This window comes from Aristaeella hokkaidonensis, from assembly GCF_018128945.1.
Classification (GTDB): domain Bacteria; phylum Bacillota; class Clostridia; order Christensenellales; family Aristaeellaceae; genus Aristaeella; species Aristaeella hokkaidonensis.
On record NZ_CP068393.1, the window covers coordinates 2,815,627 to 2,833,802 of the forward strand.

At 47.6% G+C, this 18,176-nt stretch carries 13 protein-coding genes; all 13 read left to right on the forward strand.

All coding sequences use genetic code 11. The features are described 5' to 3' along the window. Positions 1-25 precede the first annotated feature (25 nt). Positions 26-961: a dTDP-4-dehydrorhamnose reductase gene (gene rfbD, locus JYE49_RS12680; protein ID WP_093957883.1), complete on the forward strand. Its 936-nt coding sequence runs from the start codon at positions 26-28 to the stop codon at positions 959-961. Positions 962-1,176: 215 nt separating this feature from the next. Further along, on the forward strand, positions 1,177-2,928 hold the full coding sequence (locus tag JYE49_RS12685; protein WP_369413333.1) for an NTP transferase domain-containing protein: 1,752 nt from the start codon (positions 1,177-1,179) through the stop codon (positions 2,926-2,928). A 73-nt stretch (positions 2,929-3,001) separates the two neighbouring features. Continuing rightward, positions 3,002-4,552, forward strand: coding sequence for a BCCT family transporter (locus JYE49_RS12690; RefSeq protein ID WP_093957885.1), 1,551 nt, complete (start codon positions 3,002-3,004; stop codon positions 4,550-4,552). Between the two features lie 193 nt (positions 4,553-4,745). Beyond that, positions 4,746-5,546 (forward strand): ABC transporter permease, encoded by an 801-nt coding sequence (locus JYE49_RS12695; protein ID WP_093957886.1) that lies wholly within the window; start codon positions 4,746-4,748, stop codon positions 5,544-5,546. Positions 5,547-5,565: 19 nt separating this feature from the next. Beyond that, the gene (locus JYE49_RS12700) at positions 5,566-6,897 is read left to right on the forward strand and encodes an ABC transporter ATP-binding protein (protein WP_093957887.1); all 1,332 of its coding nucleotides are present in this window, start codon (positions 5,566-5,568) and stop codon (positions 6,895-6,897) included. Positions 6,898-6,958: 61 nt separating this feature from the next. After that, a complete protein-coding gene (locus tag JYE49_RS12705) occupies positions 6,959-7,864 on the forward strand; it encodes a class I SAM-dependent methyltransferase (RefSeq protein WP_283399431.1) in 906 nt (301 codons plus the stop codon). Positions 7,865-7,900: 36 nt separating this feature from the next. Further along, a complete protein-coding gene (locus JYE49_RS12710; RefSeq protein WP_093957888.1) occupies positions 7,901-10,765 on the forward strand; it encodes a glycosyltransferase family 2 protein in 2,865 nt (954 codons plus the stop codon). Then, positions 10,762-13,488: a DUF7657 domain-containing protein gene (locus JYE49_RS12715; protein WP_093957889.1), complete on the forward strand. Its 2,727-nt coding sequence runs from the start codon at positions 10,762-10,764 to the stop codon at positions 13,486-13,488. Before JYE49_RS12710 ends, JYE49_RS12715 begins: the two co-directional genes overlap by 4 nt. 51 nt (positions 13,489-13,539) lie before the next feature. After that, positions 13,540-14,238: a glycosyltransferase family 2 protein gene (locus JYE49_RS12720; protein ID WP_093957890.1), complete on the forward strand. Its 699-nt coding sequence runs from the start codon at positions 13,540-13,542 to the stop codon at positions 14,236-14,238. A gap of 8 nt (positions 14,239-14,246) precedes the next feature. After that, positions 14,247-14,591, forward strand: a complete 345-nt coding sequence (locus JYE49_RS12725; protein ID WP_179217384.1) for a DUF2304 domain-containing protein — start codon at positions 14,247-14,249, stop codon at positions 14,589-14,591. Further along, entirely contained in the window at positions 14,572-15,552 is a 981-nt protein-coding gene (locus tag JYE49_RS12730) for a glycosyltransferase (RefSeq protein WP_179217385.1), read from the forward strand. Before JYE49_RS12725 ends, JYE49_RS12730 begins: the two co-directional genes overlap by 20 nt. After that, positions 15,539-16,777 (forward strand): lipopolysaccharide biosynthesis protein, encoded by a 1,239-nt coding sequence (locus JYE49_RS12735; protein WP_093957893.1) that lies wholly within the window; start codon positions 15,539-15,541, stop codon positions 16,775-16,777. Before JYE49_RS12730 ends, JYE49_RS12735 begins: the two co-directional genes overlap by 14 nt. Before the next feature lie 255 nt (positions 16,778-17,032). Continuing rightward, positions 17,033-18,103 (forward strand): CDP-glycerol glycerophosphotransferase family protein, encoded by a 1,071-nt coding sequence (locus tag JYE49_RS12740; protein ID WP_304583030.1) that lies wholly within the window; start codon positions 17,033-17,035, stop codon positions 18,101-18,103. Positions 18,104-18,176 lie beyond the last annotated feature (73 nt).

Here is an 18,176-nt window from a genome sequence, read left to right on the forward strand (position 1 = left end):
CGGTGCAGAACCGGGGGAAAAAGACATGAAGATTTTTGTGACTGGCGTAGGTGGACAGCTCGGACATGATGTGATGAATGCGTTAGTATTGAAAGGACACGAAGGGATCGGATCTGATATCCAGCTGGTCTACAGCGGTGTGAATGACGGATCGGCTGTAACAAAGGCACAGTATGTTCAGCTGGATATTACGGATCGGGAAGCAGTAGAAAAGGTAATGACGGAAATCAAACCGGATGCTGTGATTCATTGCGCGGCATGGACAAATGTGGATGGAGCAGAAGATCCTGCAAATCAGCCGATTGTCCACAGGATTAATGCTGAAGGTACGCAGAATATTGCAGAGGCGGCTAAAGCCATTGACGCAAAGATGCTCTATATCTCGACTGATTATGTGTTTGACGGCCAGGGGGAGCGCCCGTGGGAACCGGATGACAAGTGTTATGCACCGCTGAATGTCTATGGGCAGAGCAAACTGGACGGCGAACTGGCGGTTTCCGGTATTTTGAAAAAGTTCTTTATCGTCCGTATTGCCTGGGTCTTCGGACTGAATGGCAAGAACTTCATTAAGACGATGATTAATGTAGGCAAAACTCATCCACAGGTTCGTGTTGTGGACGATCAGATCGGTACGCCGACTTATACCAGGGATCTGGCCAGACTGTTGGTGGATATGATTGAAACGGAGAAGTATGGATATTACCATGCGACGAATGCTGAATCCAAGTCCGGAGAGTATATTTCCTGGGCCGATCTGGCAGAGGAAGCTTATCACGCAGCCGGTATGGACGTGAAGGTCGGCCGGGTCAGTACAGCAGAATACGGGCTGTCTGTGGCAGCCAGACCTTTCAATAGTCGGCTTGACAAGTCCAAGCTTGAGAAAGCAGGATTTATGCCGTTGCCGGACTGGCGGGATGCGGTAGCCAGATATGTGGCGGAGGCAGGATTGAAAGCAGAATAACGGGTCAGATCCAAGAATAATACTACGGACGGGTGATAAGAGCGCAGGCTACATTGTCTGTACATTTTGCGTTTTTTCTGTTTGCGGATGAAGGCACAAATAGACAAAAACGCATTTTTTTAGTATGATGTTCACGAAATGATGAAAGGGGGATGTTCGTGAAAGACAGAAAAGGCAAAAAGAAAGAACAATTATCGATACAGGAATCGGATGTCTTGTCCGCTTTATATGATGAACCGTTTGTGAACCAGAGAATTCTTGCTGAAACATCTGGGCACAGCCTGGGTGTCGTGAACCGGTCGCTTCGCAGCCTGATGGCATATGGATACCTGAATGAGGAGGCACAGCTGACAGAGAAGGCGGAAGAAATGTTTAAGGCCTGTGCTCCACGCAATGCCATTATTCTTGCTGCCGGTTTTGGTATGAGGATGGTACCCATTAATCTTTCAACGCCCAAGGCCTTTCTGGAAGTGAACGGGGAAAAACTGATTGAGAGAACAATCAGACAGCTGAAGGAAGTGGGAGTGCAGGACATTACCGTAGTTGTGGGATTCATGAAGGATTCTTTTGAATACCTGATTGATGAATATGGTGTTGAGCTTGTGTATAATCCGGACTTTGCATCAGCCAATAATATCCGATCCCTTGGCCTTGTGCTTGACCGGCTTTCCAATACCTATATCATTCCCTGCGACATCTGGTGCGACAGAAATCCCTTCCGGAAAAATGAACTGTATTCGTGGTATATGGTCAGCGATCTCATTGATAATGAAAGCACAGTCAGAGTTAACCGGAAGACTGAACTCGTTACTGTACCGGAAGATGAGCCGGGAAACGGTATGATCGGAATTTCCTATCTGCTGGATGAGGATGCAGCTGTGGTATGTGCCCGAATTGAGGAGATGATCTCAGAAGGAAAACATGATGAATTTTTCTGGGAAGCAGCATTGTATGAAAAAGACCGGATGTTCATCCGGGCACGGGTTGTTCACGGGCCTGACGCGGTTGAGATTAACACGTATGAGCAGCTTCGGGAACTGGATTCCCATTCCAATCAGCTGAAATCTGACGCGATCAGGACGATTGCTCAGACATTGAACTGCGGGGAACAGGACATCAAAGAGATTACAGTACTGAAAAAGGGAATGACAAACCGCTCTTTCCTGTTTACAGTGTCCGGCGCAAAGTATATTATGCGTATTCCCGGGGAAGGAACGGATCAGCTGATCAACAGGAAACAGGAGGCGGAGGTTTTCAGAACGATCAGCGGACTGGGCCTGTGCGACGATCCTGTGTATATCAATCCGGAAAACGGATACAAGATTACTAGGTATCTGGAGGGAATCCGGGCGTGTGACAGTGAGAGCATACCTGATCTCAACAGGTGCATGGAGAAACTGCGTCAGTTCCATGAGATGAAGCTGACAGTTCCGCACAGTTTTGATATTTTCGGCCAGATTGAGTTCTATGAAAGCCTGTGGGAAGGAAATCCATCCGTTTACAGGGATTATGCGAAAACCAAGGAAAATGCTTTATCCCTTCGGTTGTATATCGATCAGCAGGAGAAGGACTGGTGTCTTACCCATATCGACGCTGTACCGGATAATTTCCTGTTCTATACACCGGAAGGCTCAGAGGAGGAGCAGCTGCAGTTGACCGACTGGGAGTATTCCGGTATGCAGGATCCGCACGTGGACATTGCAATGTTCTGTATATACAGTCTTTATGACAAACAGCAATGCGACCGGCTGATTGATATCTACTTCAATCAAAACTGTCCGGATGCAACCAGGGCGAAGATCTACTGCTATATCGCTGTATGTGGACTTCTGTGGTCGAACTGGTGCGAGTACAAGCGCAAGCTGGGGGTGGAATTCGGAGAATATTCGCTTCGCCAGTACCGGTATGCCAAAGACTTTTACAGATATGCAAAGGAACTGATTGAACAAATGGGCGGAAAACCATAATCATGGCATTGAAACGGCCTGGATACTATTGCAATACAACCGGCAAAACCGGATGATGAGGAGGAACTGACCAATGAACCAAAGACCCAAGACGGCAGACAAAAGCAGAATAGACTGGTTGATAACCCTGGTACCCTTTATCCTGATCATGGGGCTTGCAGCTTATCTTTTTATCTTCCCGGAGCAGGCAAACGGAGTGATCAGCCAGGTGCGTTTTTTCTTCGGAGACACGCTGGGAAGCTATTACCTGATCATCGGAATCGGTGTTCTGATTATTTCTGTTTTCCTGTCTTTTTCCAAATACGGTGATATCGTACTCGGTGAACCTAATGAGAAGCCGAAGTATAATTTCTTTACATGGGGTTCGATGATGTTCACCTGCGGCCTGGCGGCAGATATCCTGTTTTATTCCTTTGCCGAGTGGGTCATGTATGCCACGAATCCGCATATTGCCGAGATGGGCGGATCAATCACGGAATGGGCGGGCGTGTTTCCGCTGTTCCACTGGAGTTTTATCCCCTGGTCTTTCTATCTTGTGCTTGCTGTAGCTTTCGGATTTATGCTGCATTGCCGGAAACGGGACAAGCAGCGTTATTCTGAAGCCTGTATGCCGGTGATCGGTGAAAAGCATGCGCATGGGCTGCTTGGCCGTGTGATTGACCTGTTTGCTTTGTTTGCCCTGCTTGCCGGAACAGCAACCACTTTTTCCGTGGCTACACCCCTGATGGCAGAAATTATTGTGACGCTTTTTGGTGTTACGATTTCCCGTACGGCGGTCACCATCATTATCCTGCTGATTACCTGTGCTGTTTACACTTATGCAGTTTTGCACGGCTTCAAGGGAATCAGCTTCCTGGCCAAGCTTTGTATCTATCTGTTCTTCGGTTTGCAGATTGTTTTCCTCCTGATTGGCGGACAGGGCCGGTTCATTATTGAAAACGGTGTTGAATCCCTGGGCAAGATGGTTCAGAACTTTATCGGACTGAGCACCTACGTGGATCCGGGCAGGACTAACAACTTCCCGCAGGACTGGACAATTTACTACTGGGCATACTGGATGGTATGGTGCATTGCGGCTCCGTTCTTTATCGGCAACATTTCCAGGGGCAGAACCGTAAAGCAGACGATCATGGGAGGATATGTCTTCGGCGTTGGAAGTACCATCAGTTCCTTTATTGTCCTTGGAAACCACAGCCTGGGACTTCAGGTGGCGGGCGCGCAGGATTTTATTGCCCAGTATCAGGCTAACGGTGATCTGTATGAACTGATAATGAATATTATCCGGACCATGCCGGGAAGCGATATCATACTTATCTGGATCCTGCTCTGTATGATTGCCTTCTATGCGACGAGCTTTGATTCAATTGCCTACACAGCGGCATGCTACAGCTACAAGAAGCTGGAGGGAAAGGAAAAACCCCATACGCTGATTATCCTGCTGTGGTGTGTGCTGCTGATTGTGCTGCCGATTGCACTGGTGTTCTCGGAAAGCTCCATGAACAATATACAGAGCGTCAGCATTATCAGCGCGTTCCCGATCGGGATTATTATGATCCTGATGATCTGGAGCTTTATCAGGGACGCGAAGAAATACATGAAGGAGAAAAGCCTGTTGAAGGAATAAAACAAAACAGTTGCTTTTGATTGGCAGAAACGGGCAGTCTTCTGATATCAGCAGCGGGGTCTGAAAAGACCCCGCTTGTTTGTTTTTTGGCAGATATGCTATATGTTCCGGATTTTTGACGGGTTGAGAACAACTGTGATATATGGTATGATTCAATAGGTATAGTGTAAATTCGGGAGATGATGAATATACAATGAATTTACTGACTTTTCTTCGCGTGCTTCCTGCCCGGTGGCGGCTGATCTGGCCGCTGGCTAAAAATGATTTTCAAAGCCGGTATGCCAGCTCCCAGTTGGGGATTTTCTGGGCATTTTTCCGTCCGATACTGATGTCGGCGGTCTATATTTTTGTATTTTCTGTGATAGGCCGGGCCGGTCCGGTGGGGGGGATGTATCCTTACGCGCTGTGGATGCTGCCGGGACTGCTGGTATGGTTTGTTTTCTCTGACAGCCTGTCTGCCGGTACAAATACGCTGACGGAATATTCGTATCTGGTGAAGAATATAAAGTTCAGTATTTCCATACTGCCGGATGTGAAAGTTGCTGCCAATTTTATTTCGCACACCATCTTCATTTTCCTGATGATGGTACTGTACGTGATATGGGGGCTGCCGATCAAGATCTTCATGATCCAGCTGCCGTATTATTATTTTGCAGCTTTCTGTTTTATCCTGGCAGTAACCCGGATTATCAGCGCAATCCAGCCTTTCTTCAAAGACCTGTCTGTTGCGATGGAGCTGATTCTGATGGTCGGAATCTGGACTTGTCCGATCATGTGGGATATTGGGATTTTAGGACCAGAATACTGGATCTTTTTTAAAGCAAATCCGCTGTATTACCTTGTAGCAGGGTATCGGGAATGCTTCATGGGAGATTTATGGTTCTGGAATCATCCGGTACAAATGGCGGGGTTCTGGATCCTGACATTAGCGCTGGATCTGGGCGGGCGGAAACTGTTCCGACGTCTGAGTTTCCACTTCGCGGATGTCATGTGACAGGGAGGAGGAGCAAACCGTGGAGCAGAACGTTGCCATTGAAATCAGTCATATTTCGAAAAACTATCATACGTATGCAAAAGAATTTGACCGCTTCCGGGAAGCAGTTTCCCTGACGCGAAAAAGTTATCATAAGAATTTTACGGCGCTGAAGGATGTCAACCTGACCGTATATAAAGGGGAATGCGTCGGTATCATCGGAACGAATGGCAGCGGCAAAAGTACACTGCTGAAGATTATTACCGGTGTGCTGAATCCCAGCGGGGGAGAAGTACACCTTGAAGGTCATGTCAGTTCCCTGCTGGAACTGGGGGCCGGATTTAACCCCAATTATACCGGCATGGAGAACATTTATCTGAACGGCCGGATTATGGGGTTTACGGAAGAGGAAATGGAAAAACGGGTCCCGTTGATTGAAGAATTTGCGGGGATCGGCGATTTTATCCGGCAGCCGGTGAAAAATTACTCCAGCGGTATGTTTGCCCGGCTGGCTTTTGCTGTTGCGATTAACGTGGATCCGGATATCCTGATCGTGGATGAAGCGTTAAGTGTGGGCGACATCTTCTTCCAGACCAAGTGTTATCATAAGTTTGATGAATTCCGGAAGGCAGGAAAGACGATCCTGTTTGTTTCCCATGACCTGAGCAGTATTATCAAATACTGTGACCGCTGTATGCTGCTGAACCGGGGAGAGCAGGTCGCCGTAGGTAACTGCAAAGACGTGGTGGATCTGTACCGTAAACTGATGGTGGAGAACTATCAGGAGGAACGGAAGCTGAGCCAGACGGTAGCCGGAAACGCGGATTCAGATGTCCCGGAGGCCGGGACTGTTGAAAAATGGCCGCGGGATAAAATCTGGAAAACCAGCATGACACAGAATCCGGGAGTGCAGGAATACGGAGACAAGCGAGCGGAAATCCTGGACTATGGCCTGATGAATGAGCGTGGTGAGATCACCAGCATGATCACCAAAGGAGAAACATTTACGGTGCTGTACCGGTTCAGGCTCAATGAGCAGATTGAGAATCCGATTTTCGCCTTTACAATCCGGGATATGAAGGGTTCGGAGCTTTGCGGTACGAACACGATGTATGAGGACCAGACGATCGAAAAAGCCCAGGCCGGACTGACGGGTGTGGTACGGTTTACGCAGAGAATGACGCTGCAGGGCGGACAATATATGCTGGCGCTGGGCCTGACAGGGTTTATTGACGGAGAACTGCATGCATATCACAGACTCTATGACGTATGCGATGTAGAAGTCTTGTCTGATCGCAATACGGTTGGAATTTTTGATATGGAATCAAAAATTGAATACGACGATGTAATGGTTATCAGGGAAGAAAAATAAACTGTTTGAAGCATTCATATGCTGATGGGAACCCGAAAACCGGAGCAGAGGAGAAACGGATTTGAAAGAGATTGAGAAGATCGGGAATGTCAAACTGAACAAGACATTTTACAGCGGGACTGATACCTACAGTGACGGGGAAATTGAGGACCGGCTGCTGGATATTGTTCAGAAGGGCGGACGCGAGGATGTGCTTTTGGATGAGACAGACTGGGCACTTCTGTATCATCTGTCTCCAATCCGGGAAAACCTGCTGGAGTGGTATGATTTCGGGAAAGGGAAAAGCCTGCTGGAAATCGGCGCCGGCTGCGGTGCGGTAACGGGGCTTTTCTGCCGCAAACTGGATCGTGTGGTTGCGGTGGATCTGTCGCTGAAACGTTCCACGATTAACGCGACCCGGAATCAGGAGTATGACAATCTGGAGATCATGATCGGCAATTTCCAGGATATTGAGATTACGGAAAAATATGATTATGTAACGCTGATCGGTGTGCTGGAGTATTCAATTTATTATATCAACAGTCCGGATCCTTTCGGGGATATGCTGCGAAAAGCCAGAAGCTACCTGAAGCCCGGCGGTAAGCTGATTATTGCGATTGAGAATAAATACGGAATCAAGTACTGGGCGGGAGCGACGGAAGATCACACCGGAAAACCCTTTGACGGGATTGTGGGTTATGACGGAGTGGAGCGGGTGAGAACCTTTTCCCGGGACGGGCTGGAAAAACTGATGAAGGAAGCCGGATGCACAGATATTCAGTTTTATTATCCACTGCCGGATTATAAGCTGCCGCTTGAAGTATACTCAGAAAAATGGCTGCCGAAGCATTATCCGGTTTCGGGGAACACGCCGAATTATGACCGGGACAGGATGGATCTGTTCAATGAGGAAAAAGCCATGAATGAACTGATTGCGGAAGGGAAGTTTACCCAGTTCGCAAACTCGTTTCTGGTATTTTGTCAGTAAGGACGCCGATATTCAGCGGAAAGCAGGAATACACGAATGGAACAGGTTCTGTACACGAAATACAATTCATTGCGGCAGCCGGCTTACCGGATCATCACGGAGATCCGGGAGAAGGACGGAGAAAAGTATGTTGTGAAGCGGGCCGGGGAACCGGCGGCGGAAGAACATATGCACCGTATGAAGGAAAACCGGAAGCTTCTTGCCGAGGCGTATCCGGATATTTTCGTGCTGCCCATGGAAGAGGACGAGGACGGGATCCGGTTTCCTTTTGTCCAGGGAAAAGACCTGAAAAATGAACTGGTAGACGGATATACTGATCTGGATCAGTTTGTCCGTGAAACGGCGGACAAGCTGGACAGAATACTGGCAGTGAAACCGGAATGCCTGTGCGGGTTTGAATCAACGGAAGCATTTACAGCCCTGTTCGGGGAAGATGTTCCGAAGGGCAGTCCGGCAGTGTGCCCGGCCAACGTCGATGCGTTATTTACGAATTTTATGGAACAGGATGGGCGGCTGTACTGTATTGACTATGAATGGGTGTTCAATTTCCCGGTACCGATTGGATTTATCCGGTACAGGGCACTGAGATATCTGCACTATGAGCTGGAAAAATCCTTATTGGATGGCATTGCGCTTGCACAATTCCTGAAAAAATTCGGAATCGAAGACGGGGATCAGGTTCTTTTTGAACAGATGGAATACCACTTTCAGTTTCTTGTACACGGGGAGAAACTGAAGTATCATTATCTGCACAGATATCAGAAAGCACATGAGAGTCCGGCGGAGATCATTGAGGAATTGAATCATACAATTCGGGAAAAAGATGTACATATTGAAAACATCACGGGATTCCTGCATGAAAACCAGGAAGCTGTGGCTGAACTGCAGAGTGATGTTCAGGCCCTGAATGCGCGAATCAGCCAGCAGATTCAGGCTATTCATGACAAGGACGTGCATATTGGCAATCTGAACAGCATGCTGCGGAACGCGGAGGCACTGCGTGACGCGTATGAGCGGCAGTACCAGGAGATCTCCAACGCATTTTTCTGGCGGATTACAAAGCCGGCAAGGTCTGCTGTGATCAGAATCAGGACGTTGATGCAGAAGAATGATAATGTGTATCAGTGCCTGCGCTTTGCAAAGACTGTGATCGGAAGCGGACCGCGTATGGCGAAAGCCAACTGGACGCAGCATTATGAAGAAAAGCATCATCCGACGCTGAGATACTGGCCGAAAGATGATCAATACCGGGCAGAACAGCAGACAACGTTCAGCAGGAACGTCAAATTCAGCATTCTGGTGCCGCTGTACAATACGCCGGAGGCATATCTGACGGTAATGATCGATTCAGTAGTACAGCAAACCTACGGCAACTGGGAACTGTGCCTGGCGGACGGCAGTGACGCGGAACACGCGTATGTCGGAACGATCTGTAAAAAACTGGCCCGCAGGGAAAAACGGATCAAATACCGTAAGCTGGATGATAACCGGGGCATCAGTGAAAATACAAATGCCTGCCTGGAAATGGCGACAGGAGATTATATCGGGCTCTTCGATCACGACGACCTGCTTCACCCTTCTGCCCTTTATGAGTATATGCAGGCAATCTGCAATCAGCATGCGGATTTCCTGTATTCCGACGAGAACACGTTCCATGAGACACCTGAGGATGCTTACTGGCCGCATTATAAACCGGATTATTCACCGGATACGCTGCGGAGCTACAATTATATCTGTCACTTCACTGTGTTCAGCCGGGAACTGCTGGAGAAGGCAGGCGGAGGCTTCCGTAAAGAATACGACGGAAGCCAGGATTATGACATCATCCTGCGGCTGACGGAGAAGGCAAAGCACATTGTCCATATTCCGAAGATCCTGTATTATTGGCGCAGCCACAAGGATTCCACCGCGTCGGACATTGCGGCAAAGCCGTATACAATGGACGCGGCCCGTGCCGCAATTACAGCGCACCTGGAAAGAATCGGGCTGAAAGGCAGTGTGGAGAACGCGCGGATACCCTCCACATACAAAGTGCAGTATGAGATCAAAGGAAATCCGCTGATCAGCATTATTATTCCGAACAAAGATCATATTGACGATCTGGACAAATGCCTCAAATCGATCCGGGGAAAATCCACCTGGACAAACCTGGAAATCATCGTGGTGGAAAACAACAGCACAAAACAGCGTACCTTTGACTATTACCGGGAAATAGAGCAGGATGAGAGAATCCGTGTGATCCGGTGGGAAAAGGAATTCAATTATTCTGCAATTAACAACTTTGGGGCACAGCATGCCGCGGGCGATTATCTTTTGCTTCTGAACAACGACATTGAAATCATCACACCGGACTGGATTGAGCAGATGCTGATGTTTGCGCAGAGGCCGGATGTCGGAGCTGCCGGAGCTATGCTGTATTATCCGGATGATACGATACAGCATGCGGGCGTTATTCTCGGAATCGGAGGCGTGGCCGGGCATTCCCATAAGTACTTTGCCCGCGGAGAATACGGCTATGCCAGCCGGCTGGCTATTGCACAAAACCTTTCCGGTGTGACTGCTGCCTGTGTGCTGATCCCACGGAAGGTCTGGGAGGAAGTCGGCGGACTGGACGAAGGCTTTGCGGTGGCGTTTAATGATGTGGATTTGTGTATGAAGATCCGGACGGCCGGGTATCTGATCGTATGGACGCCGTACGCGGAGCTGTATCACTATGAGAGCAAAAGCCGCGGACAGGAAGACAACGCGGAAAAGCAGATACGCTTCAAAGGCGAGATCGACCGATTTATGGATAAATGGGGTAAAGAACTGAAAGAGGGAGATCCCTATTATAATCCGAATCTGACGTTGATTACCGAGGATTTTGCATATAAAGCCGACAGGGAGGACAAGAACAGATGAAGCTGAAGAGATGGGTTGTTCTGGTTACGGCTTTTCTGCTTGCCGTGATATGCGCGGTCGGGTCAGAGCTTGTAATGGATCATGTTCTGGATCGTGAACAAACAGAAGAAACAAAAAATGCCGTGCTTCAGATGTTCCCCGGAAATACATCCACACTAGTCAACTGCCACTATGAAGACGGATATCTGATTCCTGAAAATGAGGATCCTCAGATTGTAACCGTACAGACGGGAGAGCGCGAGACGGCTAATGTAACAGTACGATTCGGCAAAGAACTGGAAGAAAACTGTTTCATTCAGCTGTTTTATGATACAGGAAACGGATTCAACGAAAACGAAACGATCAAAATTACGGCAAATGCCGGTGATGAGGAGATAATACTCCCGCTGCCGGAAGGACGGTACTATAATCTGCGGGTGGATATAAACGGCAGGGTACCGCTGAACTCGATTGATTGTGACGCAAAGATAAAGATTACCGGAAATATACCCGGAGCGTTTTATAAGAAGCGTGCAGCAGTATTAGCGGTCGTTTTTTTCGTGTTGTTTGCGATTGCCGCTCTATGTCTGACTGATAAAAAATGGGGAAATGGTGCCAAAGCTATAGAAGATGTCGTGCGGTATGCAATTCTTTCAGTCATTATCTGTTCTTTTGTGAATGTATACTATCGCCTGGGCGAAGCGAGAGGATTGGATGATATCCTGAGATTTGCATTGCGGCCAAACTGGCTGGTTGCAGTTATTCTGTTTGCGGTTATGTTTGGCAGTAAAATTATGGCAGTAAAATTCGGGTTTAATTTGTTTGACAAACTGCATAAATGGCGTTGGGCAATTGCTGCGATTGTGCTGGTCATTGCAGTGGCGCTTCAACTGAACGGTTCTTCACTGCATCAGTGGAATACATTTATAGGTGAATATACTTATAATGGAGTAGCGTTCGGTGTGTCCAGGGCCATCCGTTCTGATGAGTGGGCCAGAGGAACACCAATGATGAAAGCCCTTTCCTTTGAAAATTACCCGTTGTATTCCCATATCCTGAGAGCAGCGCCGACAGAGACTGTGGTTACAACAGCAAAGGCAACGTGGGACTTCAGCGCGGTCTTTCATCCATTTATATGGGGCTATCTTCTGCTGGGATTTACCTATGGCCTGTCATATTCCTGGTGCTGCAGATTTATTTTGTTGTTTATGCTTTCCTACGACATGTTTATGATGATGTCAGGGAACAGGAAGTTATCTTTTGCTTTTGCAGTGACAATTGTCCTTTCTCCCCTGGTACAGTGGTGGTTTATCACGCCTATTACTGAATTGTTGGTGAGTTGCTTCGGACTGACGCTGGCGGCAAAAAAATACCTGACAAGCCAGTCTATTAAGATTAAGCTTTTATCGGCGTTTGTTGTTTTTATACTCCTGGGGAACTATACGCTGACACTCTATCCTGCGTGGATGGTGCCATTGGCTTATATGCTTCTTGGCCTAATCGTGTGGGTAATTATTGATAACAGGAAAGGCATCCGGTTAAGACTGAAGGTTGACTTTCCGATTATCGGCGGAACGATTCTGCTGTTCGGAGCAGCTTTAGCGGTTATTTATTTACGCTCTGCTTCGGCAATTCATGATATGACGAATACAGTATACCCGGGAACAACAAGGGTTAATCCGCTCTTGAAAACCGGATATCTGTTTTCATGTCTGGCCAATATCCTTTCACCGTATACCAATGCGTTTGTAGGAAATTCCAATGTCTGTGAGACAGCAGGTATGCTTACTTTCTTCCCACTTGGAATTCTGCTTGGTATCTATGCGATGATTCGCAGAAGGAAAGCAGATCTCCTCTTTATTCTGATGATGATTGTGAGTGGGATATTGGCGCTGTTTACATTTGCAGATGTACCGATATGGCTTCGTAAGATTACATTGATGGATATGACCATGAGTTACCGGATTGCGCCGATTCTGGATCTGGTCCAGGTGATTCTCCTGTTCAGGGCTGTATCCATGATGCAGACGGAGAAGCGGATCAAGTGGTACATTGCATTGCCGGTATCTGCTTTGATTGCATGGCTGATTAATGAAGGATTGCATAAATACAATTATGTATCCGGACATGAACTGCTCTATGCGGGGATCTTTGCGGGATCACTGCTGCTGGTTTTTGCTGCAGTATATGCCGGGAAGAATGAGAAGGGACGCAGTCTGTTTGCCACGCTGATGATTATTGTTTCGCTGTTTGCCGGAGGGACGGTAAATCCGGTACAGGTCAGGGCAGATGAAATAGAAAAGAATACCCTGATTTCCGAAATCCGGAAGATTGTGGAGGAAGATCCGGAAGGTAAATGGCTGGTGGAGAACCTGAATTATCCATACGCTATGGTGCCCCTGATGGCAGGAGCGCCAACGATTAATTGCGCGAATAATTATCCCAATCTTGCATTATGGTATCAGCTGGATCCGGAGCGTGAAAATGAATATTATTATAACCGGTTTGCGGCGCAGATTACGACAAATCTGGTGGAGGATGAGAAAAGCAGCTTTTTATCGGGGGCAACAGATGACCAGTTCAGATTGTATCTGGACATCGATGATATGCATATATTAGATGTTTCATATATGCTTTCCAATCAGGAACTTGAGCGGTTTTCCACAGAAAAAGTCCGGATTGAGAAAGTGTACAGCTGGAGTACTTTTATGATTTACAGGGTGACATACGGAAATAACGCATAAATCTCATGAGGAAATGACAGAAATTCACAACCAAGGGAGGCCGCTGAAGGAATGAAGCTGCTGATCATCGTTCCGGCGTACAATGAAGCGGAAAGCATCGTGAAGGTGATCGAAGAACTGAGGGAGAAGGTTCCGCAGTTTGATTACATCATCGTCAATGACGGATCCAAAGACCAGACTGCAGGAATTTGCCGGGAACATGGTTTCAGAATGTTGGATCTGCCGGTGAATCTGGGCCTGACCGGAGCATTCCAGACAGGAATGCGGTATGCCTATGAAAAAGGTTATGACGCGGCAATCCAGATTGACGCTGACGGGCAGCACGACCCGGCCTATATTCCGGAGATGGTTCGGATTATGGAAGAAAAGGGCGCGGATCTGGTGATCGGTTCCCGGTTTGTGACAGAAAAGAAGCCAAAGACACTGCGAATGATCGGGAATACAATCATTGAAGCAGCTATCCGGCTGACAACCGGAAAAACACTCACGGATCCGACGTCGGGCATGCGGCTGTATAACCGGAAACTGATCAAAGAGCTTGCATACGGTGTTAATTACAGCCCGGAACCGGATACAGTGTCTTATCTGCTGCGCTGCGGCGCGAAAGTGGAGGAGACGCAGGTAACAGTCCGGGAGCGGGCTGCCGGTGAAAGTTATCTGAGCATGAGCAGGTCAATCCGGTATATGACACAGATGTGTATGAACATTCTGTTCATCCAATGGGTGAGGAAACGGAGTGAAACAGTATGACAACAGGCATGAGGGTTTTTCTGATCATCGGATCAGTACTGAGCTGTGCATATGTGCTTCGTAAGATCCGAAAGAGCAAGATGAAAACGGAGAATTCCCTTTTCTGGATCTTCTTTTCCGGCGTCCTGGTACTTCTGGGCTTGTTCCCGGGGATTGCAGACTGGTTTGCAGGCCTTTTAGGAGTACAGAGTACTGTTAACCTGGTTTACCTGGTTATCATTTTCCTGCTGGTGATCAAGATTTTCCTGCAGGATCAGAAAATGGCTCAGAATGAGGCCAGAGTGACATATCTGACACAGACATACGCAATTGACAGAGATGGGGAAAAGACGGATGAAGGCACAGGAGACTAAGCCGCAGAAACCTCTGATTTCATTCATTATCCTCGTATACAGGCATTTTGATGGGATCACACGCACACTGCAGAGCGTTTTTGAACAGGATTATCCACAGATTGAAATTATCATCTCGGATGACGGATCCGATAATTATGAGGAAGAAATAAAACCTGTCAAGGCATATGTGGATGCGCACCGGACAGAGAATATCATACGGGTGGTTTATAACCATCTTGAAGAAAATCAGGGGACAGTCCGGAATGCCAACAGTGCGCTGCGGCTTGTGCAGGGCAGATATATCAAAAATCTTGGTGCAGATGATACCCTGGCGTACCCCGGAGCATTGAGCAGGTATGTGGATTTCCTGGAGGAAAGCGGATGCCTGGTCTGTTTTTCCAGACTGCAAGGGGTGGATGATGACGGAAAGATTATCCGGAACCTGGCTTCCTGTGCAGATGATTATGAACCCTTCCGTAAAATGACTCCGCTGGAGATCCGGGACAGGCTGTTTGTGAGAAATTTCCTGCCGGCGCCTGCCTGGTTTGCCAGACGGGAATTGTTTGAGAAATATGGCTATTACCCGGAAACAGCCCGGTTAATAGAGGACTATCCATACTGGATTTACTTATGTACGGAGGGGGTACAGTTTGCTTTTATGGACGACGTGCTGGTGAATTACCGTCTGTCAGGTGTATCCAGCGCAGGCTTCTACAGCGAAGCATTCATGAAGGACATGTATGCCATTTATGATGAATGGATTTTCCCATACGACAAACGGTACGGAGTGCTGCAGCCGGTTTACAACACAATGAAGCGGGCAGGCCTGAATGCTTATACGGATCGGGCCAAGTGGAAAAAATATTCCGTCAGGCAGAAGGTGGAAGCATGGCTGAAACACGGGGCGTTCTTTGCATATATTGATTACGGGAACTACAGGATGAAAAAGAAAAACGAGGCGCAGAATGGAGCAAGGTAAACGCGTTAAGGCGAATTTCACCTGGAATATGATCGGCAGCGTGTTTGAGTCCGCGCTGTCTTTTGTGCTGCTGATTGCGGTGAATCGGATTATGGGAGAAACATCCGGAGGTATTTTTACGCTTGCGTTTTCCCATGCTCAGCTGATGTACTATATCGGAACACTGGAGGTTAGGCCGATTCAGTCTACCGACGTAAAGCAGAAGTATCCGTTTTCGGCTTATATATCATTGCGGACAGTTTCCTGCGCTTTGATGATTATCGTTTGCCTGATTTACGCGCTGACGATGGATGCGGATCCGCTGAAAAAGAGCGTAGTGATGTATGTCTGCCTGTACAAGACGATTGAAGCACTGCTGGATGCGTTTACAGCCATGTATCAGCAGCATGACCGAATCGAATATTCAGGCAAACTGAGTGTTTTCCGTGTGGGTTTGACGCTGGCCGCTTTTATCGGAACATTGCTGGCGACCCACAGGCTGGAATATGCATGCATAGCCATGCTGATCATGGGTCTTGCCACGCTGATGACGATGAACAGACATTACTGGAAGAAATTCCCGGACGCGGAAATCCGGCCGGATTTCTCACACATGAAGGAGATATTGATTTCCTGTTTTCCGTTGTTTGTTTCGGTGTTTGTGATGCTGTATATCAGCAATGCACCGAAATACGCAATCAATGCTTATTGCACAGACGTAATCCAGAACAGGTACAGCATCCTGTTTATGCCGGCATTTGTCATTAACCTGTTCAGTCAGTTTGTCCTGCGGCCGATGATGACCCCGATGGCCAGGCTGTGGAACGATGGAGAAACACACAGGTTCAGAAGCAATATCCTGAAAATGGCAGCGGGGATCTGCCTGTTGACGATTGCCGGTATGCTTGGGGCATGGGTGTTGGGAATACCGATCCTGAGAATCCTGTACAATGTGGACCTGCAACAGGAAAAATCCATTCTTTTGCTGGTAATGGTTTACGGCGGACTGAATGCCATGAACATTTTCATCTACTACATGATTGCGCTGACAAGAAGCCAGAAATGGCTGCTGATCGGGTACGCGGCAGCAGCGCTGACTGTCTTTATTCTGGCACCTGTGATGGTCCGGCAATATGAAATGACGGGCGCAATCCTTTCATCGATTATTTCAATTGCCCTGCTTGATCTGATTCTTGGAATTATCCTGATTGGGGTAATCCGAAACCGGTTAAGGGAGAAGGTGTGATCTGTGGAAAACAACCAGGGAATCATTCAGAAGGTTCTGGGCGGTATAAAATCCGCTGTGTTTGAAAAAGGAACGCTGATTTACAAGCTGAATATTCCTTCTTTCCGCAGAAGCCGGATAAAGATTGAAGCCAGACCAGCCCGGGAACGCATCAAGGTTGGATTTTTGCTTCAATTGCCGGAAAACTGGTCGGTGATTCGTTCTGTATGGGAGGCAGCCCGGGCAGATGAATGCTTTGAGCCGGTGGTTCTGCTGGTGCCTGAAATAGAAACGGCATACTATATCAAACTGAAAGAAGTGAAATGGCAGAGGATTTATTCATTTGGGGAGAAGATGTTTGGTGACGAGGCAGTCAGGACTTATAATCCGGAAACCGGTGAATGGCTTGATCCTGAAACGCTGAACCTGGACTATGTGTTTTTGATGCGCCCGTTTGAAACATACCTTCCGAAGATGTATCGGGCAAGCGACCTTCGCCGACATGCAAAGGTATGTTATGTGACGTATAGTTTTCTTGTAACGAGTAGACCGGAAATGGAGCAATTGGAATACAATACACACTTTATCCGGAACGTTTCCATGATTTTCTGTGAAAAACAAGGGACACTGGAGTATGTGAACCACAAGTTTGCAGAAACGATCTGCAGTGGAGACCAGAAAGCTTTCTTCTGTGGATATCCTCAATATGATCTGATTGCTCCTGGCAAAGAAGATAGTCTGCTATGGCCCCGTCAGCGCGAAGAAGGTGTTTTCAGAATGATCTGGACGCCAAGATGGACAACTGATCCCAAACTGGGCGGAAGTCATTTCTTTGATTATAAAGATCAGATGATCGGATGGGCGGAAAAGAATGCTTCAATTGATCTTGTGTTCAGACCGCATCCGCTGGCACTCGCAAATTATGTTTCCTCAGGCTTGATTACAAAGAAGGAGCAGGAAAAGTATCTGGCCAGATATACTGAATGTGAGAACGCGGCGGTTGATCGAACAACAGAATACTATGACACCTTTTTTTCTTCAGACTGCCTGATAACGGATATTTCAGCCGTGATGCTCGATTACCTGTTTACCGGCAAACCGATTGTTTATTGCACTTCGCCTAATGATCAATATTTCTTTACGCCGGAACTGCATGAGTGCCTGTATAAGGTTGAAAGCTTTGACGAAATAATCAAGGTTGTTGAGCACTTGAGAACTGGAGACGATCCGAAAAAGGAGTTGCGGGAAAAAGTCGCACGCATATTGAAACCAGAAGGATCGGCTGCAGGATCAATTCTGTCTGAGATCAAAAAGGATTATAATGAAAGGCGGCACGAATCCTGCTGATTGAGCAGGTTTGTTTTTCAGGATTGTTTATGTTATGCTTCAATCAATGAGAATGCATATCGAAAGGAAAGAT

What these genes read in the sequence shown, in the direction of transcription:
- rfbD (WP_093957883.1), top strand. Translation starts at nt 26, where the DNA reads ATGAAGATTTTTGTGACTGGCGTAGGTGGACAGCTCGGACATGATGTG.
- JYE49_RS12690 (WP_093957885.1), top strand. Translation starts at nt 3,002, where the DNA reads ATGAACCAAAGACCCAAGACGGCAGACAAAAGCAGAATAGACTGGTTG.
- JYE49_RS12695 (WP_093957886.1), top strand. Translation starts at nt 4,746, where the DNA reads ATGAATTTACTGACTTTTCTTCGCGTGCTTCCTGCCCGGTGGCGGCTG.
- JYE49_RS12710 (WP_093957888.1), top strand. Translation starts at nt 7,901, where the DNA reads ATGGAACAGGTTCTGTACACGAAATACAATTCATTGCGGCAGCCGGCT.
- JYE49_RS12715 (WP_093957889.1), top strand. Translation starts at nt 10,762, where the DNA reads ATGAAGCTGAAGAGATGGGTTGTTCTGGTTACGGCTTTTCTGCTTGCC.
- JYE49_RS12720 (WP_093957890.1), top strand. Translation starts at nt 13,540, where the DNA reads ATGAAGCTGCTGATCATCGTTCCGGCGTACAATGAAGCGGAAAGCATC.
- JYE49_RS12725 (WP_179217384.1), top strand. Translation starts at nt 14,247, where the DNA reads ATGAGGGTTTTTCTGATCATCGGATCAGTACTGAGCTGTGCATATGTG.
- JYE49_RS12730 (WP_179217385.1), top strand. Translation starts at nt 14,572, where the DNA reads ATGAAGGCACAGGAGACTAAGCCGCAGAAACCTCTGATTTCATTCATT.
- JYE49_RS12735 (WP_093957893.1), top strand. Translation starts at nt 15,539, where the DNA reads ATGGAGCAAGGTAAACGCGTTAAGGCGAATTTCACCTGGAATATGATC.